This is a genomic window from Vibrio sp. S11_S32, assembly GCF_014694465.1.
In the GTDB taxonomy this organism is placed as follows: domain Bacteria; phylum Pseudomonadota; class Gammaproteobacteria; order Enterobacterales; family Vibrionaceae; genus Vibrio; species Vibrio algicola.
In genome coordinates this window covers 1-21,542 of the sequence record NZ_JAAUWS010000013.1, presented here as the reverse complement: position 1 = coordinate 21,542, position 21,542 = coordinate 1, and the positions used below count along the sequence as shown (strand labels likewise).

Annotated in this window: 16 protein-coding genes; 8 read left to right on the top strand and 8 right to left on the bottom strand. The window is 42.9% G+C overall.

The genetic code is table 11. The features are described from left to right. Positions 1-24: 24 nt before the first annotated feature. From HC723_RS08830 to HC723_RS08820, 3 genes are read right to left on the bottom strand one after another with little or no spacing between them, the layout of a single operon-like run. Positions 25-1,755, bottom strand: a complete 1,731-nt coding sequence (locus tag HC723_RS08830; protein ID WP_190338811.1) for an ArnT family glycosyltransferase — start codon at positions 1,753-1,755, stop codon at positions 25-27. Beyond that, on the bottom strand, positions 1,752-2,432 hold the full coding sequence (locus HC723_RS08825; protein WP_153445979.1) for a TVP38/TMEM64 family protein: 681 nt from the start codon (positions 2,430-2,432) through the stop codon (positions 1,752-1,754). The genes HC723_RS08830 and HC723_RS08825 overlap by 4 nt, the downstream gene beginning before the upstream one ends. After that, a complete protein-coding gene (locus tag HC723_RS08820; protein WP_153445977.1) occupies positions 2,433-3,215 on the bottom strand; it encodes a glycosyltransferase family 2 protein in 783 nt (260 codons plus the stop codon). A gap of 403 nt (positions 3,216-3,618) precedes the next feature. On the opposite strand from HC723_RS08820, the gene HC723_RS08815 reads away from it, so the two are divergent. The 4 genes from HC723_RS08815 to cysE all read left to right on the top strand — a co-directional run bounded on the left by HC723_RS08815 (position 3,619) and on the right by cysE (position 6,741). After that, positions 3,619-4,074 carry a rhodanese-like domain-containing protein gene (locus tag HC723_RS08815; RefSeq protein WP_153445975.1) on the top strand — a complete coding sequence of 152 codons (456 nt, stop codon included), beginning with the start codon at positions 3,619-3,621 and terminating at the stop codon, positions 4,072-4,074. Between the two features lie 90 nt (positions 4,075-4,164). Further along, complete coding sequence (gene secB, locus HC723_RS08810; protein ID WP_190338810.1) at positions 4,165-4,629, top strand: protein-export chaperone SecB; 465 nt, start codon at positions 4,165-4,167, stop codon at positions 4,627-4,629. A 173-nt stretch (positions 4,630-4,802) separates the two neighbouring features. Next, complete coding sequence (gene gpsA, locus HC723_RS08805; RefSeq protein WP_342365699.1) at positions 4,803-5,825, top strand: NAD(P)H-dependent glycerol-3-phosphate dehydrogenase; 1,023 nt, start codon at positions 4,803-4,805, stop codon at positions 5,823-5,825. A 94-nt stretch (positions 5,826-5,919) separates the two neighbouring features. Then, positions 5,920-6,741, top strand: a complete 822-nt coding sequence (gene cysE, locus HC723_RS08800; RefSeq protein ID WP_153445971.1) for a serine O-acetyltransferase — start codon at positions 5,920-5,922, stop codon at positions 6,739-6,741. Positions 6,742-6,879: 138 nt separating this feature from the next. Here cysE and HC723_RS08795 read toward each other — a convergent pair whose 3' ends face one another. The 3 genes from HC723_RS08795 to wecA form a co-directional block, all read right to left on the bottom strand. Next, complete coding sequence (locus HC723_RS08795; RefSeq protein ID WP_190338809.1) at positions 6,880-7,869, bottom strand: DHH family phosphoesterase; 990 nt, start codon at positions 7,867-7,869, stop codon at positions 6,880-6,882. Positions 7,870-7,945: 76 nt separating this feature from the next. Further along, positions 7,946-9,112, bottom strand: a complete 1,167-nt coding sequence (locus HC723_RS08790; protein ID WP_190338808.1) for a nucleotide sugar dehydrogenase — start codon at positions 9,110-9,112, stop codon at positions 7,946-7,948. 284 nt (positions 9,113-9,396) lie between these two features. Continuing rightward, positions 9,397-10,506 (bottom strand): UDP-N-acetylglucosamine--undecaprenyl-phosphate N-acetylglucosaminephosphotransferase, encoded by a 1,110-nt coding sequence (gene wecA / locus HC723_RS08785; protein WP_203218762.1) that lies wholly within the window; start codon positions 10,504-10,506, stop codon positions 9,397-9,399. A 577-nt stretch (positions 10,507-11,083) separates the two neighbouring features. Here wecA and HC723_RS08780 point away from each other — a divergent pair. The 3 genes from HC723_RS08780 to HC723_RS08770 all read left to right on the top strand — a co-directional run bounded on the left by HC723_RS08780 (position 11,084) and on the right by HC723_RS08770 (position 15,069). Continuing rightward, on the top strand, positions 11,084-12,337 hold the full coding sequence (locus tag HC723_RS08780; protein WP_190338807.1) for a polysaccharide export protein: 1,254 nt from the start codon (positions 11,084-11,086) through the stop codon (positions 12,335-12,337). A gap of 9 nt (positions 12,338-12,346) precedes the next feature. Further along, positions 12,347-12,790 (top strand): arsenate reductase/protein-tyrosine-phosphatase family protein, encoded by a 444-nt coding sequence (locus HC723_RS08775; protein WP_190338806.1) that lies wholly within the window; start codon positions 12,347-12,349, stop codon positions 12,788-12,790. A 77-nt stretch (positions 12,791-12,867) separates the two neighbouring features. Continuing rightward, positions 12,868-15,069, top strand: coding sequence for a polysaccharide biosynthesis tyrosine autokinase (locus tag HC723_RS08770; protein ID WP_190338805.1), 2,202 nt, complete (start codon positions 12,868-12,870; stop codon positions 15,067-15,069). A gap of 100 nt (positions 15,070-15,169) precedes the next feature. Here the strand turns inward: HC723_RS08770 and HC723_RS08765 are convergent, their stop codons facing one another. Further along, positions 15,170-16,465, bottom strand: a complete 1,296-nt coding sequence (locus HC723_RS08765; RefSeq protein WP_190338804.1) for a capsule assembly Wzi family protein — start codon at positions 16,463-16,465, stop codon at positions 15,170-15,172. A 670-nt stretch (positions 16,466-17,135) separates the two neighbouring features. Here HC723_RS08765 and HC723_RS08760 point away from each other — a divergent pair. Further along, the gene (locus tag HC723_RS08760; protein WP_190338803.1) at positions 17,136-19,529 is read left to right on the top strand and encodes a hypothetical protein; all 2,394 of its coding nucleotides are present in this window, start codon (positions 17,136-17,138) and stop codon (positions 19,527-19,529) included. Positions 19,530-20,027: 498 nt separating this feature from the next. Here HC723_RS08760 and HC723_RS08755 read toward each other — a convergent pair whose 3' ends face one another. Further along, a complete protein-coding gene (locus tag HC723_RS08755; protein WP_190338802.1) occupies positions 20,028-21,122 on the bottom strand; it encodes a hypothetical protein in 1,095 nt (364 codons plus the stop codon). Positions 21,123-21,542 lie beyond the last annotated feature (420 nt).

Genomic DNA, 21,542 nt, shown 5'->3' with positions numbered 1-21,542 from the left:
TAAGACGGCGATAAGGTCGTTATATTATGAGTATGGTTGAGTAATCGTTAAGTGATAGCGTTTCTTCTCTTGTGGCGCCGTGCAGGTAGTAAGCAAGCTGCGACTGTCGAGTAGAATCCAATCACGGCGATGCGCCATACCAAGATCCACCGCTTTAGTGCGATCAAAGCATTCCATATCTTTAGAATTGGTGGTCATGATGTAGCGATTCGGTTTTTCTTTCATCCACTGCCAAGCGTTACGGTCTTGCTCTGTCGCCTCATCTAAATAACTAAAATGAGTTAATGAAATTGGCGAGAACAATAAAAACTGCTCTTTAAAGCGAGTTAAACCGAGTTCGCCATCAGAGCCAATTTTTTGCTGCACATCAAGCATCATGGCTTTAGCAGGAGTCCGCATTGGATTTAATAAAGAGTAGCCGACAAAACTGTATAACACCCAAGTAATGGCTAATGCCGCGCCTAAACTGCATAATGCTGGTTTTTTTAGCCCTTTCCAGAAAGCCAGCAACCACACCGCGCCTGCAACAATAAAGAATGCAGCATAAGGTAAGGTGTCATCGCCCAATGCTTTAGTCACCACATGCGCTTTAAATAACGCCATCCCTGCGGCCACCAGCATCGCAACACCAAGGACGGCAATTAAGCCTTTGAGCAATTTTTCGACCCAAGGTTGCCAAGTCTCGCGCGCTAAGAAATGCCCCGCGATCAGTGCCATCATCGGCAGTGCTGGTAGAATATAAACCCCACGCTTACCAGGGCTAAAGCTAAAGAACACCACCACTAATGCAATCCAAGCTAATAAGCTAATGATCACCACAGATTGGCGACTTTGTTGCCAGAATTTCTTATTGAAAAATACAAAGTACAAAGGAAACCACATGGCAGGAATAACGCTGACCACAAAGTAATACCAAGGTTTAATGTGCCCCCAAGAATGGGCGTAACGCTGACCGGTTTGCTTAAATAAAATATTATTTTTATAAGCAATAAAATCGGGATTATGGCTACTTTCGGCAATCGACAGCATAGGAATCAACCAACAAGCGACGACCGCAAGCATGGCCACCGGTCCCCACAAGAGTTTCCATGACACTTGTTCTTCAAAGCGATGCTTGCCCGAAAAGTGTAAAAACAAGATAGGAATAAGCAGTAGCGCCGGTAAGAACCCCACTCCTTTGGTAATGATCCCCAGTCCCATAAAGCCCCAGGCAACGCAATACCAAGTCCAACTGGTTTTAACAAAAAAGTGGCGTAACAAACCATACATCGCAATCGTTATCCAAGCGGCAACCATGGCATCAATCTGCGCCGCTTTAGCCTGAATAATAAATTGTGGGGCGATCAGTAATAACAAACCAACCGTGCGCGCAGTTTTGACATTCCACAATTTGGCGGAAATGTCATAACAACACACTAATGCCATCAAACTCACAATCGCATTAGGTAACATGAACGTCGCTTTTAAACTGCCCGTTAGCCAATAAAAAGCCGCCATCGACCACATAAACACCGGCGGTTTATCTGGGTATAATTCCCCTCCCCGCATCGGGAAAAACCAATTACCCGATTGCACCATCTCACGCGCCACTTCGACAAAGCGAGGCTCATCGGCAGGCCACGGGTCACGAAAACCTGCGCCGGCTAAAATAATAACCGCCGCAATCACCAATAAAAACAATAGGGTTTGATAGTAATCTTCATTGCGCCACGCTTGTTGACAGCGAGCTCCAATAGAGCCTGAAACCTGGTTCATGATGCTTCATCCAAATTTGATTCTTGATTTAATGATTCAACCTGTTGTTTGACATGATCACGATAAATCAAACTGGTTAAAATGGTACTCACCACACCTAGGCCAACACTGACGTAAATAAGATTACTGTCAGGCGACTTGATCCCCGCACCAGCTAAGACAAAAATGATCGTTTGCGGCAAATAGCCAAGAATACTGGCGCAAAAAAAGGGCACTAGTGGCACCCGCACACTGCCAGATAACACATTGGTTACCACGTTATTGCCAATCGGAAATAAGCGCAGTAATAAAATTTTGGTAAACGGCGCGCGGCTGGCAAAGGCATTAAATTTTCGCATTCGATTCGGAAATCGTTTAAATAGAATATTAGCCAGTAAAAAATGCGCCACCGTATAATTGATCGATGCCGCGACTACACACACAGCGATCGTCAATAAGGTTCCAAGGTAAATATGGTACAAATAGCCAAACACCAAAGCGATCACTTGCTTAGGTCCACTGATGGCTAAGAAGAATATGGATGTCACCAGTAAAATAACATCGCCTTTAATGCCATTTTGTCCAATGTAATCCACCAGCCAGTTTTTATCGGCAATATGGGCGATCACCGGATTATTCAGTTGCGAAATAAGCAACAAGATAATCACGATCAACGCCGCCAGCTTTAACCACTTCATTTAGATAGTGTCGTCATTGGAATAAGCGTCATCACTTTTGCCCGTTGGCGCGGTGACCGCTTGAACATCTTTGACCACCGGCAGTTTGGCACGGTGCTTTAACCAAATCACGCCAAATAAATCGACCACACCCACCCAAGCTCGATTCCAAGCATTGTAGTTAGATGTGCCGACTTCTCGATCACGATGTTGAACTTGATGCACCACAATCTCGCCATCAAGGCGCTTAATTAACGCTGGAAGAAAACGATGCATGTGATCAAAATACGGTAATTGAAGATAGGTTTGCTTAGGAATAACTTTTAAGCCACAACCTGAATCGGGCACGCCATCGCCCAATAATTTATCGCGAATGCCATTAGCAAATTTAGATTGAAAGCGGATCCACGCGGTATCTTGGCGCTTAGCTCTAAACCCTGCGATACAAAAGTGCGGGTTGGTCACTTTCGCTGCCGCCTCTAGCATCGCAGGCATATCGGAAGGATCATTTTGGCCATCCGCGTCAGAAGTCACAATCCAGTCGCCTTTGGCATGTTTGACTGCAGTTAATACAGCGGTGCTTTGCCCGCAGCTTTGTGCATGGCTAATTACTTGCACTGCACATTGGCACTCGCGAGCAGTCTCTATGGCTTCTTGTACGGTTTGGTCGGTGCTGCCATCATCCGTGATAACAATTTCTACTTGCTCAAAAGCATGTAGGCTTTGATGGATCTCCTTGATAAGCCTCCCAATGTTTCCTTGCTCATTTTTAGCAGGGATCACAACAGAAATACTCGGAATCATTCTGGCCTCGTTATTTATGATTAATATAGCCCAATGACGTCAAGATGCGTGACTGGAGTATATTTGGTTTTTCTCTGGTAAGAGTAGCATGTGCAAGGTAATAGCAAATTGAAATAGCATGTCAGTATAATGACATGGCTTGAATTACTTGCCGCCACCAATAAACACATTGTACCAAGAAACCCTTAAGGTTTACTGAAGATAAACTGACATTTTACTTTGGGCTTTAGGGACTGTTGAACAAAATTTAATCACGAAAGATCAACGCCCCCTAGCCTCTTTTAAGATCTAGAATAGGTTTTTTCTCTTCTCTTCTCGCCACTGCTTGTTTAGACGGTTATACTCTTGCCTTTCAAATTTCAGCTGTGGATGTCCCCAGCTATCGCAGGTAAGAGCTTAAAATATGCAAGAATATACGGAATTTTTTCAACAAAACCTAATCATGTGCCTTGTTTGGGTTGGTGTACTGGCGGCATTGGTCATGAGTTTTTATAAAGCTTCAACCGCCAAATACAAAACCATTGATAACGATGAACTGACTTTTTTAATTAACAAACAAGACGGCGTTGTGGTTGATATTCGCTCGAAAGAAGAGTTCAAACATGGTCATATTGCGGGCTCAGTTCACATTTTACCATCAGACATCAAATCTGGTGCACTTTCTACCATTGAAAAATTCAAAGCGACCCCAATCATTGTGGTATGCAAGTTAGGACAAACTGCGCCAGAAAGTGCCAACCTATTGGCCAAAGCCGGTTTTGAAAACGTGACCGTACTGAAAAACGGCATGAGCGCTTGGAACGAAAAGAACTTACCGTTAGTCTCTGATAAAGCAGTGTCTAAAAAAGGTAAGAAATAAAATAAGCAAAGCCACTCACGCATATCTCGCATCATCATGCGTGCTGGCTTACAAATCATTTTTTAATTTATCTCTACAAGGATTTTAATCATGGCTGAAGCAGCACCGCAAGAACAACAGAACTTCACAATTCAACGTATCTTCCTAAAAGACATCTCTTTTGAAGCGCCGAACTCACCAAACATGTTTCAAAAAGAGTGGGAACCAGATGTTAACCTTGAGCTAGACACTCAAAGCCGTGAATTAGGCGAAGGCGTTTATGAAGTGGTTCTACGTTTAACCGTGACCGTTAAAAATGCGGAAGAAGTTGCTTTCCTATGTGAAATTCAACAAGGCGGTATCTTCACTGCAGGACAAATGGAACAAGGTCAACTGGCTCATTGCCTAGGTGCATTCTGCCCGAACATCCTATTCCCATACGCTCGTGAAACAATCTCAAGCTTAGTGATTAAAGGTACGTTCCCACAATTGAACCTAGCACCGGTTAACTTTGATGCATTGTTCATGAACTACCTACAGCAACAAGCTGAACAAGCACCACAAGAAGAAGCATAATCTGGTTTTCTCGATGAAGTGTGAAAGCGCTTCGTTTTGAACGCTGAAAATAAAAAAGCAAAAGCGCTATACTCAAGTAATATCGAGATTAGATGTTTCGTGAGTATTTAAACGGCTTTTGCTTTTTTGTCTATTGCGTTATCCCCTTCAGAACTCATCAAAAGGTTTTCATCATGCCAAACACAACTCCTCATCAAAATGTCGTTATGACCGTTATCGGCGCGGGCTCTTATGGTACTTCTCTTGCCATCGCTCTGGCTCGCAATGGTTCAAATGTTGTGCTTTGGGGGCATGAAGCCGAGCACATGGCAAAGCTACAAGCAGACCGTGCCAATCATGAGTTCTTACCGGGGATAGCCTTCCCAGAATCGTTGATCATTGAAACCGATTTAGCCACTGCGGTATCCTCAAGCCGAGATTTATTAGTCGTCGTACCAAGCCATGTATTTGGTTTAGTGCTCGGCAGTTTAAAGCCGCACTTATTAGACAATTCACGCATTTGCTGGGCAACCAAAGGGCTTGAACCTGAAACTGGCCGTTTATTAAAAGATGTGGCGCAAGAAGCTTTGGGCGATGACATTCCACTCGCGGTATTATCTGGCCCAACCTTTGCCAAAGAATTGGCGGCCGGATTGCCCACGGCAATTTCTGTTGCCTCTCCTAATGCTCAATTTGTAAAAGATCTACAAGAGACTATTCATTGCGATAAAAGCTTTCGCGTGTATGCCAATGAAGATTTCACCGGTATGCAACTGGGCGGCGCAGTGAAAAACGTGATCGCGATTGGCGCTGGCATGTCCGATGGCATTGGTTTTGGTGCTAATGCTCGAACCGCCTTGATCACTCGTGGCCTGGCTGAAATGACCCGCTTAGGCACAGCATTAGGCGCACAAGCAGAAACCTTTATGGGCATGGCAGGTTTAGGCGATTTAGTGTTAACCTGTACCGATAACCAATCGCGTAACCGACGCTTTGGTTTGGCATTAGGTCAAGGTAAAACCATCGATACAGCCCAACAAGAAATAGGTCAAGTAGTAGAAGGCTATCGCAACACAAAAGAAGTGTGGCTACTGGCTAATCGTATGGGTGTTGAAATGCCAATTGTTGACCAAATCTATCAAGTATTGTATCAAGGTAAAGATGCTCGCCAAGCGGCGCAAGATTTACTCGCCAGAGCGAAAAAAGCAGAAAGATAAAAGATTAGAAACATAAGAATCTTGGCACTAAAGGATTAACTCGTTATCGTGGTTTTCAAAGCGGCGATAACGACTAAAAGAGAAATAGGATTTCATGAAGCACTGCGAAAAACAGAAGATCTGGCACAAAATCGTAGAAGAAGCCAAGCAACAGGCAGAGCAAGAGCCAATGCTGGCCAGTTTCTATCATTCGACCATTATTAACCACGACAGCTTAGCCGCGTCATTGAGTTATATCTTGGCCAATAAACTCAAAACCGCTTCCATGCCCGCCATGGCCGTGCGTGAAGTGGTCGAAGAGGCGTTCCTTTCTGATTGCAGTCTAACCGAATCGGCGACGTGTGATATTTGCGCTACCGTAAACCGAGATCCTGCCGTTTCAATGTACTCTATTCCTCTATTGTATTTAAAAGGTTACCACGCGCTACAAGGCTATCGCGTGGCCAACTGGCTATGGAATCAAGGTCGCGTCACCCTTGCCACCTATTTGCAAAATCAAATTTCCGTCGCTTGCCAAGTCGATATTCACCCAGCCGCAAAAATTGGTCATGGCATTATGCTCGATCACGCCACTGGCATTGTGATTGGTGAAACAGCGGTAGTGGAAAATGATGTGTCAATTTTACAAGACGTCACCCTCGGTGGTACTGGTAAAGATGGTGGCGATCGTCATCCGAAGATCCGTGAAGGCGTTATGATTGGCGCAGGTGCCAAGATATTAGGCAATATTGAAGTCGGTGAAGGGGCGAAAATTGGTTCGTGCTCGGTGGTCTTACAAGCCGTCCCCCCTCACACCACAGTTGCAGGCGTTCCAGCTAAAATCGTGGGTCGCCCGCAAAGTGACAAGCCATCTTGGGATATGGATCAGCAATTTAATGGTACTTCACCTGATTTAATTGATGGCGCCGGGATTTAAATAGCAAAGAGAAAAGCGAGATCCCCTATCTGCTCGTTCTACTCGCGTATGGGATGACGGAATTTACCTACTCGCGTGGGGTGACAGGGTTTATCTACTCGTGTGGGAAGTCACGTGGGATAACCATTTTATTTTATCTTATAAATACCGCTGGCTTAGCGCCTCAATAAATGCATTCATTTGATCGGCGTTTAAGTGATTGATCCCAGCCGCCGCACGTCTTCCGCCTCCAGTGGCAAATTGCCCACACACTTCATCTGCGCCCAGTCGATTATTCAAAGGCGCACGAACGCTGACGGTGTAACTCTTCTCACTCTTCTTTAATTCTTGATCTTGATTAAGCTGATTTAACGTTAACACCGCAAATGCTTTATCCGGATTTCGATTAGCCAGTTCATTGCCAAACACGCCACTAATCCGCCTTGCCCACGGCTGGCACGGCAAGATGAACACTTCACAAACCTCATCCACATAACTGGCAGAAATAGCGCTCAGATGGGCTTTATCGGCTTGGTATCCGGTTTGAAGTTGATAAAATGGCGACTTTAAATCAGCTTGTAAATCAAACGGGTTAGGGTAGCTCAGTAATTGAGTAAATAAATCCGCTGGCGAGATATGCAAATCGCTTAAGTCAGCGCCATAACCGTTATAGTTAACCAGTACGCCGAGTTCATTAAGAAAGTCGATTTGAGATTGGCTAAGGTCGAATTGCTGAGCTAAACGTAATGCCCCTTTCACCATATTGTCACCAAATGCCGCCGCAATCGCCCAAGTTTGATATTGGCCTTTTAGCTTTTGGTTGATGAGTAAACTGGTGCACATTTCAGAGTCGAGATTAATTAAAGTTGTCAGGCTGGAGTGGTTGGGAATATCGCCACTTTGATGGTGATCGCAATAAAAAACAGGGATCGCACGTTCAAGCAACGCAGTCAGTGGAGTAAGGTTTTTTTGCAATGAAATATCAAGCACTGTCACCGACGTCACATCACGGGCATTTTCAACTTGAGTAAGCAATTGAATATCACGCTTAACCCCCGTCACTAATTGACTTTTTTTAGGGGAAGCTAAGCGCAATTGCAGCAACGCAATAATGCCATCTGCGTCGCCATTAAACACATCGTAATGCATGACAATCCTTTGTCGTAGTTACCTTTTGTCATTCAGGAAACGAAGGACGAGTTATCCGGAATTTCGCTTTTAGCTTTTAATCCGAGCCAAATAAATCACGGGTGTAGACTTTATCCGCCACATCCGATAATTCATCCATCATGCGATTTGACACGATCACATCCGACATTTGTTTAAATTCGTTAAAATCGCGGATCACGCGGGAATTAAAGAAATCGTCTTCTTTCATCACCGGCTCATACACCACCACTTCAATACCTTTGGCTTTTAAACGCTTCATAATGCCTTGGATACTGGAAGCGCGGAAATTATCCGAGCCCGCCTTCATGATCAAACGGTAGATGCCCACCACTTTTGGCGCGCGCTTAATAATGGAATCGGCAACGAAATCTTTACGAGTCCGGTTAGCATCCACAATCGCGCCAATGATGTTATTTGGTACGGCGTCGTAGTTTGCCAGTAATTGTTTGGTATCTTTTGGCAGGCAGTAGCCGCCGTAACCAAATGATGGGTTATTGTAGTGATTACCAATACGTGGATCTAAGCCTACGCCTTCAATAATTTGGCGCGTGTCCAAACCATTAGCTTCAGCGTAAGAATCTAACTCGTTAAAATAGGCCACACGCAATGCAAGGTAAGTATTAGAGAACAACTTCACCGCTTCCGCTTCGGTTGAATCGGTAAATAGCACCTCAATGTCATCTTTAATCGCCCCTTCAACCAGAAGGTTAGCGAATACTTGGGCGCGTTCAGATTGTTCACCCACGATAATGCGAGACGGATGCAAGTTATCAAATAAAGCGCGACCTTCACGTAAGAACTCTGGCGAGAATAAAATATTGTCACAGCCAAGTTCTTGTTTAATGCTGGCGGTATAACCCACTGGCACGGTCGATTTGATCACCATCACAGCATTAGGATTAATCGCCATCACCTCTTTAATGACCGCTTCAACCGATGAAGTATTAAAGTAGTTGGTTTTAGGATCGTAATCGGTAGGCGTGGCAATGATCACGAACTCGGCATCTTGGTAAGCCAATTGTTTATCAAGCGTCGCGGTCAGGTTTAACTCTTTTTCCGCTAAATATTGCTCAATTTCGGCATCGGCAATAGGCGATTGTTTATTGTTAATCATCGCCACTTTTTCAGCAATGATATCGACTGCCATCACCTGATGATTTTGCGATAAAAGAACCGCATTCGAAAGGCCAACATAGCCTGTACCCGCAATAGCAATTTTCATAACATCCACTCGATAAAATTAATAATAAAGGACTTACCATTCAAGCAATAAAATCACAGTGTTAGTGTTATTTATTGGGAAGAACACTGAGATATTCACGGTCAGTGAGATCGTTGCGTAAAGAGTAAGGAATAGTCACATTGTAAAAGGAAGGATGGCGCATTTCTACTATCGCGTCAGAAATTCATTCAAAACTTAACTTAGCACAACAAATTAAGACAAATAGACAAGTCCCCCCCCCTGTCAGCCTATCATTTTCAGCGATTAACGATACATATTGCTGTTTAATCAATTTTAGCGACAGAGATCTTCTCTTGTTCAGTTTCACGGTTAGTCTTTAACTTGAACCACACACGCAGCTTGGCCGTGACCTTCCAAGAGTAAGCCAATAACAAAAAGTAAACCGCAAAGCACACTAAGAAAGAATAAAACATGACAGCTTCAGGGATATTGGTCACTTCACCGTAATAACCAAAGCCGGCACACACCGCAGCCATCGAACAAATCACCAGCAAGGTTTGCGTCGATGAAAGCCCTAAGCGTTGGAAAATATGATGTAAATGCTCTCGATCGGGTTTAAATGGAGAATCTCCACGACGAATACGGCGGATCATAATTGACGCCATATCCATTAACGGAATAGCAATAAACCATAATGCCGTGACGGGGCGAATAAGCATTTTGCCGGGTACCTGGCTACTACAAAGTAAAAACCACACCACCATAAAGCCAATCATCATACTGCCGGCATCACCCATAAATATTTTATAGCGTCGACCGAGAAGACCTAAGTTAAGCAAAATATACGGAAGTAAGATCACGACGATGGCTAAACTGATATAGGCAAACTCTGGCTGACCATCAGCTAACAGCAACATACCAATAGCGCCAAAGGTCACCATTGAAAGTCCTCCTAATAAGCCATCAATGCCATCGACCATATTAAAGGCATTAATCGCCCCTACAACTGCAAGAATGGTAATGATATAACCAAGCCAACCCAAATGAACCTCACCAAATCCGAACATATCACCGAGTTGATGCAACTTTACATCGGCAAAATACATCATCGATAAAGAGATCGCAGCTTGCACAATAAATCGAATTTTAAAGCTCACATCGAATTTATCATCTAACCCACCAATAATAAGCAGTACTAAAATAGAAGCTGCAAAATCATTTACATGAGGAAAAGAATGAGTAGCGATAAATAAGAATGCTAGAAACGACGTTCCAATCGCGAGTCCACCGACTAAAGGCACTGCGCCTTTATGCTGCTTGCGTCCATGAGGTTGGTCGACCAAGTTGATCTTTTTTGCTACTTTTCGAAAGACAAGCAAAATGCTCAACGAAATAAAGAACATGACAATAAGTTCAATGAGAGAGTCAGACAAAAGATATCCTTAATTAAATCTTAAATATTGGCGTAGCAGATGTATTTACCAATGAATGCCATCTAAATTACTTTAGAATGCACCCTTATTATCCATATTCTCATCAATAAATCGAGCGATAATTAACACCACAACTACCAAGCACCAAAAAACAAACCTAACCAATTGATAATAAACAGTTAAACATCAGATGGGCGGCTTATTACTCATCCATACGAATAATGAATCACCACCCACCTAACAATATAATTTTCCCATGTAAAATCAGTGTCAAATACACCCTGACCACACATTAAAACACTGTATTTTACCTTTTCTCCCTATTCTTGACTTTCGTCAATATTTGAAGGGAGGTTGTTATTTATTTACTCGTCATTTTCAAGTATCATCTGGCACTAGCTCACCACTGTATTTTTTGCTCCCCCGCACCAGGTTAAACCTGAAAATACAAAGCCCACCAATGACAGAATGCAAATATTGTCTGGTCGTTGGTAACAAAAAAAACCATAACTGATTTTAAATCATAACGTTACTCACTTGTTGTAGATGATATAACAAACAAAAAACGACGGATCGAATGAAAACGACAACCAAAACAATTGCACTTATCTTAACCAGTATTTTACTGACTGGTTGTACACTGCCTGGCTCCCATCTTAGTTTAGATGGTAAAAATGTCGTTCAATCGGATTCAGATTCAAAAGATGACGATGACTCCGATGACATTTCAAACCGAGTTAACGTGTACTCGCTGACCCCCAATACCGTATCGACATTTAAGACCAATCACGTTTCTTCTCGCAGTAATCCAGCATTGGATGCCGAAATCGCAAAATATCAATACTATATTGGCGCTGGTGATATTTTAAACATCACGATCTGGGATCACCCAGAACTGACCATTCCGGCTGGCTCTTACCGAAGCTCAAGTGAATCGGGCAATTGGGTGCATTCTGACGGCACTATTTTCTACCCTTATATAGGCACCGTTCATGTTGGCGGTAAAACCGTTACTCAAATTCGTTCTGAAATATCCACTCGCCTAGCAAGATATATCGAAAGTCCGCAAGTGGATGTGAATGTTGCGTCGTTTCGCGCGCAAAAAGCCTATGTGACTGGTGAAATCAATAACCCAGGCCAACAACCGATTAGTAATGTTCCTCTGACATTATTAGATGCCATTAACCGTGCTGGTGGGTTATCTGCAGATGCCGATTGGCGTAACATCACTTTAACTCGCAACGGTAAAGAAGAAAGTATTTCTCTGTATGCATTAATGCAACGTGGCGATCTAACTCAAAACCGCTTACTTGAAAATGGCGACATCATTCATGTTCCTCGTAATGATGGCCAAAAAGTATTTGTGATGGGCGAAGTCAACGAACCTAAATTATTAAAAATTGATCGTTCAGGCATGAGCTTGACCGAAGCATTAAGTAGCGTGGGCGGAATTAACGAGCTCGACGCCGATGCCACTGGCGTGTTTGTGATCCGCGGGATCAAAACGCCACCAGCAACGACCGCGAATGATTCAGATAACACTGACAGCACCCAAACGGCATCCGCAACAAACGGTTCAACGACAGCCGTAAGCAAAAATGACGGTGAGAAAAAAGAAAAACCACCAATCGCCAATATTTATCAGTTAAATATAAAAGACCCCACAGCGCTGGTTATTGGTACCGAATTTCAAATGCAGCCGTACGATATTGTCTATGTGACTGCCGCGCCAATTACCCGTTGGAACCGTGTAGTCATGAAACTGGTACCAACCATCAGTGCCTTTAACAATCTATCGGAAGGCTTGAATTACTATATGAATCTGAAGTAGGTCATCAGTATGTTTGACAAAGTACTCGTCGTTTGTGTGGGCAATATTTGCCGCTCGCCAACAGGTGAACGGTTATTGCAAAAGCAACTGCCACATAAGCATATCGCTTCTGCGGGCATCGCAACGCAAAAAAGCGGCTTAAGCGGCAAACCTGCCGACAATATGGCAAGCGAACTGGCAACTGAACATGATGTCTCTCTTGAGGGACATCAAGCTCAGCAATTAACCTATGCATTATGCCAAGAGTATGATTTGATCTTGGTGATGGAAAAGGGGCATATCGAAGCCGTATGCCAAATTGCCCCGGAAGTCAGAGGTAAAACCATGCTGTTTGGTCAATGGATAGGGCAAAGAGACATCCCCGATCCTTATCGAAAAAGCAGAGAAGCGTTTGAGCACGCTTTTGATTTAATCGTGCAATCATCCGGCGCTTGGTCTAAAAAATTAAAATAAACCTGCAACCATCATGATAACCACTAATATCTGGTTGATAATAATAATGTTTATAACAAATTGGAATTGAAATACGCATGAGTGTAAATAGCAGTAATAAGAATAACTCAGCCTCACCCCGCACAGCATCCAATAACGATGTGATCGACCTTGGTAAACTGTTTGGCATCTTACTCGATCATCGCTGGTTTATTATTGTCACCACGTTCATTTTTGCTGTGTTAGGTGTCAGTTATGCCCTACTGGCAACCCCAATCTATAAAACCGATGCGCTGATCCAAGTTGAACAAAAAAGCACGGGCATGCCAGCTTTAAACAGTGATATGACCGATTTATTTGACACAGAATCGCCTGCGGCAACGGAAATTGAGATCTTAAAATCGCGCATGGTATTAGGAGAAACCGTTGATAACCTCAATCTCACTACTGTCTCAAGTGCCATTCATTTCCCAATCGTAGGGAAAGGATTTTCACGCCTAATGGGAGACACCCAACACATCAAGATCAGCCGCTTTATCTTACCTGAAAATGCCGAACCTCAAGCTTATACCTTAACCTTGCTCAACCAAGAACAAGGGACTTACTCATTAAGTGATGAAGAAGGGAAAGAAATCCTAACCGGTCAAGTTGGAAAACTGGCCAAGCAAGGTGACCTATTGTTATTCGTCTCTCAAATTGAAGCGAATGATAACGACAGTTTCTCTATTGGAAAAATTAGCCGTTTAGATGCGATCCAAACGCTACAAACCAACCTTGAGGTGAGTGAGCGCGGCAAACAAACCGGCATTTTACAGCTATCGTTAACTGGTGAAAGTCGCGAAGACATTAAAGCTATCCTCAATGATGTCAGCAAAAACTACTTTATGCAAAATGTTGAGCGTAATTCGGCCGAAGCAGAAAGCAGCTTAAAGTTCTTAAAAACGCACTTACCCACCATCAAATCTCAATTAAATACCGCGGAAGATAAGCTTAATTTATATCGTCAAAATAATGAGTCGGTCGATCTCACCATGGAAGCGCAATCAACCTTAAACGTGATGGTGACACTTGAATCACAACTCAACGAGCTGACCTTTAAAGAAAGTGATATTTCTAAGCTGTATACCAAAAATCACCCGGCTTATCAGTCGCTACTCGATAAACGTAAAACCTTGTTGGCAGAAAAAGCCCGCTTAAATAAACGCATTGAGAAATTACCCAAAACCCAGCGTGAAATCTTGCGCATGACACGCGATGTGCAAGTGAACCAGCAGATCTACATCCAACTGCTAAATAAAGTGCAAGAGCTTAATATTGTAAAAGCCAGCACCGTGGGTAATGTTCGTATCATTGATGGCGCGCAAAGCTTTACTCAACCGGTTAAGCCTAAAAAACCCCTGATCGCGGTTCTCGCGACGTTATTAGGCGGCATGTTGTCAGTCGCCTTGGTGCTACTCAAAACCGCGATGCACAAAGGCATTGAAAGCCCAGAAGAAATTGAAGCCATTGGTTTACCCGTTTACGCTTCGATACCATTATCCCTAGACCAAGATAGCTTTAATAAAAAGCGAAAACAGCATCAAAAAAATCTGACCATTCATAAAACATTATTGGCAGAAGCTAATCCTGCGGATCTCGCCATTGAAGCCCTACGCAGCCTGCGGACAAGTTTGTATTTTGCCATGATGGAAGCTAAAAATAAGGTCTTAATGATTTCAGGACCAAGCCCATCAATTGGTAAGTCATTTATATCGGCCAATATGGCGACCGTCATCGCCCAAGCAGACCAAAGCGTATTAGTGATTGATGCGGATATGCGTAAAGGGAAAATGGGAAGTCAGTTTAATACCAGTGATAAGCCTGGTCTATCGGATTACTTAAGTGGTCAAATGGATATGGACAGCATCATTAATAAACTTGATGTGAACAATTTATCTTTTATTGCCCGTGGTAACATTCCACCTAATCCATCTGAGTTGCTGCTCCACCCTCGCTTTAAAGCTTTATTGGACTGGGCGAGCGAGCATTATGATATGGTGATCGTCGATACACCGCCAATCTTAGCGGTAACCGATGCTGCGATTGTAGGCGCTCATGCAGGAACGACATTAATCGTAGGTCGTTTTGAGCAAAACACAGCCAAGGAAGTCGACATTGCCAAGCAGCGTTTTGAGCAAAATGGCATTGAAGTTAAAGGCTTTATTTTAAATGCGTTCGAGAAAAAAGCCGCAGCGGGTTATGGTGGCTATGGCTATTACCAATATGAATATAAAAGCGATAAAGCGTCCAAGAATACTTAACATCTAACAGTGCTCAGACCTAAAAAACCAGATCAAAATCTGGTTTTTTAGGCCTAACATGCTCAACAAGGGATATTCAAAAAGAGTTAAGGGAGCAAGATTAAAACTCGTACTCCCACTTCATCCAACCATCTAAATCACTATCCGCATCAATATCATTTTCATATGTCGAATAAGTGTAAACTAGCCCCACCTTCATCGTCCCTATAAAGATCGGCCATTGATAAATCCCTTCGATCTGGTTAGCGTTTTCTGCCACATCCGTCACTTGGTTACCGGCATACTCACCAGAGCGATTACTATTATCTCGATTTAGCTCTAAATAGCGAAGGTTCAGTTGCCATTGATGATCAAGTTCGCTGCTTCCAACAAAACCTAATGTAAACGTTCTTGCATCATTATCGTAAGTACTGCCAACACTGCGATGATTATAGCGATAACCTGATTTATAAATATGATGCTCATAAGCGCAGTTTCCATGATAGCTACCACAAGTCGGCTGACTTTCACTGTATTCAAAATAAGTCCGAATATATTGACCAAGCGCTTGATAGCTCACATCAGCGCCATACAAATAATTTTTTGCTTGGAACGGAGGGAAACGATCAAGGCGTACCGCATCTTCCCCCATGCTTTGCCAATAAATACCATACGGCACATCAAAGACGGTATCGCCCCAGCGGATATCAACCGTTGCCAGTTGATTACCTGGCTGCTCATCAGATTGATTATCATTACCTATTAGCATATCTTTCCATGTGCCGCCCCCACATGGCCGATCATCGCCACACAACTGGGATGCGCGAGATACGCCAAATTCCAGATTATGGATTGGTTTGATGGTTAAACGCATTGACCAAAGTAAAGTATTGTCGATATCTCGGTCATCATTCATCCAAGATATGCCAGTCGTGAAGGCCCAAGGCCCTAACCATCTTAAAACAGGGAAATCAATATCTTCGGATTTATCGCGAGTTAAAAAAACAGATGGCATGGGGCGAGCATTGTTACTGCGGATCAAATCAGTATCCCAACCAGGACCTTGCCACTGTTGATAAGAGCCTAAAGTTAGCGCCCAATTACCTAAGAACGCGGAAATATAACTGTCATCTAAACTTGCTACCGAATCACCAAAGCTATCGGCGCTCTGCACATTGGCCGATATTTTATAGGAAAAGTGATCCGTTTCTCCATCATGACTAAGCCGAACTTGCCCTTTATTTCGAGGGGATTCATCAAAATGTTGAAAACGAGAAGGCTCGTTTGCGGTGCTCGCGGTAAGTGTGGTGTGGCTTTTTTTATAACTGTCTTGATAGGCGCGCATCACATGTTCAAAGGCTTTTTTTACCACACCCGACAATGGGTCATTTTTATGCTGCTTGAGATCATCAATCACACCACTCCACATCAAAGGATAGGTATTGACCGGAACGCTAATAAGGCCCGCATCGGCTAATAGTTGGATATCGGAACGGCTAATAGTTGGATATCGGAACGGCTAATAGTTGGATATCGGATCGTAAATGAAGATCCCCCACTTCAATCCATTTACTTGCCAAAGAAGATATTGGAAATAATATAGCGGCAGATAAAGCGCTAATACGAACTATTTGGTTAATTTTATAATAAATTCTCATTTTTTAATATTCATATAATAGAATTGACTTACCAAAGTTTAATAACAAATAACATTTTTCATTAAACAATAAATTCATGAATATTATCATATAAACGATATTTAATTTCGTCTGAGGTAGCAAATATAAATATAAATCCGAAAAAAAGAAAAAGTATTGGATCAAGAATGAGCGTTTTTTCTTATCAACCCAATGCCGCAGTCCTGTTGGGGCCGTTTTGACAATTTTTTTTACCCATGTCACAACAAAGACTTAGAGCGCATCGCCTATGACCTGAGACACTATCAATGCAAAACCTTTGTGATTGAGACACTTTCAAACCAAAAACTAACAATATAAAAATCATTAAAATTCAATGCCTTGCGATCGAATTAAAAGTCTCTTAGGCTATTAGGGTGAACTCACCCTTAGTCTCTATGAGAGGTTTTTATGACAGCAACATCCCCAGATGCGATCACCGAAAAATTACGCGCCCTATCCCATGCACTTCCACTTAAAAAAGTGCATTTTGCTTGGTACGCCCACTATCGCGTGACGGCCCCTGCGCTTATCCAAAATGAACGCAACGACACATTGTATTTGCATTGCGATCGCCACCATTATGACTTTACCTCAAAAGGTCGGTACCTGTACTACACTGGCGAGGCTCAAAAATCGCTATTTTGTCTTGAGTGTCATTATGAAGCTGACAACGATGGGCACACCCATAAAAAGTTAATGAAGTTACGGGATATTCAAACGCTTTTTGATGCCGATCCGCTTTTAGGATGGTTTGTGGGCGAGAAAAATGAAGAGGCGTTAGCACGCTTTGTGAAAAATACCGATCGCAATTTCATCACCTGTCGAGCATGCCTTGCGACTTGTGAACATAATATCAGCAATATCAAAACACACATCCAAAATGGCCAACACCTTTTTTGTCAGCATTGCGATAAAAAACGTAAAGGGAAAAGCAAGCGTATTTCGTTTGAGCAAGCGCAAGAAAGTGTCAAACACTACGACATTGATAAGAGCAGTTTCACCATGGTATCGAAGCCTTGCCTTCACACCTGCAAGACTTGCGATCAGCGGCATTGGTTGGCCCCACAAAACGCCAAACGAGCGGTATGCGCTCGTTGCGGCGAAAATGGAGGAATGCCGATCCACGTCATGCCAACGCTTTGCGATCTTAATGATTTGATCCAAGCGGTAAGTACTTGGCAACTGTCTTCGATGAAAGCCGATCATGAACATAATCAACACCTCTTTGCTCGGCGCGAAGATCTATCCTCCTCAGATAGCTTGATCGTCGCCTGTCAACATCACCCCTCCTACACCAAAAAAGTGGCACTCAAAGCCATGAAAAGCAAGCTCATGCGCAACCCTTGTCGTTTGTGCGCCGCCGATCAAAAATCCATTTATACCGCTGATTTTTTTGAGTCTGAATTTCAAAAACACGGTATTAGATTGCGCGTTTGTCTAGAAAGCTCCAACCTCAAGACAGGCGATCAGCGCATCTTAGAAGGCACCCCTTTAACCCTCGTGTGCGCTCATCACGGGCGTATAAACAAAACCTTTACGTCTTACTCGCTGATTCGTTATATCCGTGAACACAAGGTCAATACGCCTTGCCCTGAGTGCGTATCTGACTCAGGAAACACGCTAAACGGACCCAGAATACGTGAATTTGTAGGATCGCTTAAACGTATGCAAACCCACTCGGCGCTTTATCAATTGGTTGACTCCAATGAGGAGATTGAAGCGAACATTGCCAAGCTAAAACAGCGCGGCAAGGTGCCCTATTATAATTTGGAGATCACCCTTATGATCTTATCAACCCTCGAGTCATTGACCTTAACCCCGGCTCAATCGACCATCACGCTGCGGTATGTCGACTTTAAAAAGGGCAAGCGCGGATTTTTAAGTCCTAATGCCCACGTCAGTTGGCTGGTTAAATTTATCTTATTTTTCAACTGGCAATGGCAACTCCATCTGCAAACTGAAAAGACATTCAAAAAATTAAAAAGCACCAAAGGCAATTTGTTACGACTGGATTTTTATCAAGCCACATTGCAGCGCGTCTATGAGATCGATGGCTCTCAACATGTCGCGGAACATGAACAAATCAAATCCACCACCAAACGCGCCGCGAGGTTTGCTGCGCAACAACAACGCGATGCGCGTGTCGATGCTTTTTTTGCCGCCCATGACACCCTCAGTTTAACTCGTATTCCAACGTATAAAATAACCCCAAATAACAAGATAAAAGCGCTGAAGATCCATGAGCAATTTGATGTCGCCCTGACGATTTGTCAGGAACTTTTTCGCACGCTACATCACAGCGAACCACCCAAAATGGATCGTGATACCTTTTTAACAAACGTGTTTGAAAATACTCCCCATTATGAAAGCAAGCGGCAAAGTATGACGATGGGTTATCACGGTGAATTTACCGTCGAGCGCCTATCTGCGGATAATAAAGTCACAATACGCTGCTTGCATGGGCATTATATGACGCTATCGGTGGCCAAGTATTACCTCGATAAAAACCTTGCCGATACTTCGGCGCAAGCACTATGTTGGGGCTGTATTCGCTGCCATGATTTGGATATCGCAAGTCACAACCTGGCTCAATTGGATCTCACTATCGCCAACAGAGCCGCACTTAAAGCGCAGTTTTGCGGCACTTTAGAGGCCCCGTTATTAACACGAGGTGCAAGGAAAAAGATCGTGCTTGATATTGCACCGAAGGATAAACATAAATCTAGCCCCTACCACCCCATATCATTAGAGAAAGCGATGATTTTAAAAGAAAGGTCGCAGCTAAAATGCCGAAATAAATGAGGAGAGCTATTGTGCTTTAACCCATTTTAAATCATAACTCCCCTTATATTTAACTCGTTGAATTTAAGGGGTTGTTAAGACTAGCGCATTTTACCCGCAGACTCTAAAGAGCCTAAGCCACTGAAAAGACAACGAAAACATCAAGCAACACAAATACCAACATAACAATGCTTGTAAACGATATTAAGCAAGGCACGCCAGCAACGAATAAACACGCGTTCAGCTGTAGGATCGTAATAAAAAGCAATGCTCTCAATAGAATGAGGAGCAGATGGCTTTTAGAATCAAACTCATTTTTTCACAATTGCGTGTTAGGCATGAGGTATCTATCATAGACAGATATGCGGCTCTTACTTAAATAACAAATCTATTCTTTTGTCGCTTAGGCGCGCTTTTTGCAGGTTTCAACCGCAAAAAGATCACTCAAGTCCAATGTGGGATCAAGTTAACTGGCTCGCATAAATGGCCAGCCAAGAGCTTACGGGTAAATAGTTACGCTTACTTTTCAAGAATATAATCACGAAAATCGTGGTTCTCAATTTCCAACTTTCCACGCTCTGGACTGTAAATGAGCTCAAGTGACTTCAATCGTGTGACTGCATTTTTCACCGACCATTTTGTAATATCTGTTTCTGGGTCGCCAATGAAAGCCTTCACTTTGTCTAATCCTGCTTTTGTATAAAGACCTTTTGCCTCATTGGCAGCAACAAGCTTTAGGATCGCCACTTCGATAGGTTTCAATTGTTCGTATGTTTTTGAAAAGTGGTTCTCTGACTCGATACGATCAACGTCATAGCGATGGACGCCAATATCGAAGTCATGAACCATATTCAAAGCCATATTTTTTAGCATTTCAACAAACCGAGCAGGAGCACGATTTTGTTTGATTAATATTTCTAAGGCTTTGTGTTTGTCGAGTTTTACACCACCACTTACGTTTTCGAATGCAGCTAACTCGAATTCAACGAAATCCATATCCAGCTCTTCAAAAATCTGGGTTTGGCTGGAGTTGTAGAATGGAGCTTTGTTGTCTTTGAATAAGCGACTTAACCCATCTCGACTAGAGCCTGTGAAGATGCATTTGATGTTGTTATCCTCTCTGTTCACGACAAAACTACGTAGAGCGGCCGTAAACGAGTCAAATTCTTTGCGAGTAGCCAAATGTTGAACTTCATCAAGTAACAGCAAAACAGGCATATCCAGCTCATTTAAGCGTTGAAATACAGCGAATAAGTCAGTTCTCAATTCTCCCTGAGACCGCTCAACTTCAACTTTGCCACCAGCTGCACTAAAACCTAACTTTTTGAAGTTGAGAGCTTTGCCAAGCTTATGTAGAAATCCTTCATTTCTTTCACAAGCATTAATGACGGATTTAATGAAGATGCCTTCTGGATCGTCTTTTTGCATCCAAAAATCTACATAGATAGGTAAAACATCAAGTTCACGAGCGATAGGAATGATGTCTTTCTGTATAAATTGAGTTTTACCTCGCTTACGTGGAGCGAAGATTGAAACACGTTGAAGAAGACCTTTGTCCATCCCGTTAAGGATAAACGTAGCAAGCTGTGTACGAGGATAATGCCAGAGATCCATTGTCATGCCCCTTTGTTAGGTTGTGTTACCAATAATACCACAAATACACTTTGTGGTATTATTAGTAACAGAACCTAACACAAATATAATTGCCACTCTAAAGAAGATCACTCTTTAAGGTTTTGTCGCAAACTGGGTGCTAGGTTATGTGATCCGTACCAGCAGCATTGGACACTGAGTTAAGTGAGTAAAATGACTAACGAGGTGGATCGATGCCCATTAATAAAACTTTAGCGGTTTACAGGTTTTAGTGATTTTTAGATAACTCAATAATCTAGCATCTAACTCATTTTTGCCCCAAAGCTTGTTACGTCTTAGAACTAACAACACAGTCACACGCAGCTCTTTCAATACCAAAACTAATGGAATTGCAGCGGATTTTAAGAGCCAAGTTTAATTACCAACTAGAATGTAAAAACC